This is a genomic window from Gilvimarinus gilvus, from assembly GCF_030518155.1.
GTDB lineage: Bacteria > Pseudomonadota > Gammaproteobacteria > Pseudomonadales > Cellvibrionaceae > Gilvimarinus > Gilvimarinus gilvus.
The window spans coordinates 1-479 of record NZ_JAULRU010000245.1; the positions used below are offsets into that span (position 1 = coordinate 1).

The following is a 479-nucleotide window of genomic DNA, read 5'->3' on the forward strand; positions in this document are numbered from 1 at the left end:
GTCTTTGGTCAGGTCGTTGATCCGGCCGATTTCGCTGAGCTGTTGCGAGCGGACGATGGCGTCGTCCAACGCACGCCAGCCGCTGATGGTGGTGGCCAGGGTAAGCAGCAGGACCACAGCGAAGCCGAGGGCCAGCTTGGCAGCCACGCTGATGTTGCCGAGCTTGCGGTTGAGGTAGCCGAGCATGGTGAGTCTCCGTGCGAAAGGGGGAGGGCATGCAGGCGTATTGCCGGCATGACACCTTTGCCCATCGGCAGCGGAGCTGTAGGACTTGACCTGATAATCAGGTAGGAAATTTCGCTGCGGCTAGTAGGAAATGTGTCGCCTGTGCCTGGCCGCTCCGCGCCGAACCGACGCGAAGAGGCCAGGCACACCCGATCAGAGCCTGAAGCGCCCCACCAACCCTTGCAAATGGGTGCCCAGCCGCGCCAGCTCCACGCTGGAGCTGGCCGTCTCCTCACTGGCCGCCGAGGTCTGGT

Annotated in this window: 1 protein-coding gene; it reads right to left on the reverse strand. The window is 63.7% G+C overall.

What is annotated here, in order from left to right; genetic code table 11:
* Positions 1–186 (reverse strand): hypothetical protein (locus tag QWI17_RS03275; RefSeq protein WP_302721072.1); only part of this gene is annotated, 186 nt, incomplete at its 3' end.
* Positions 187–479 lie beyond the last annotated feature (293 nt).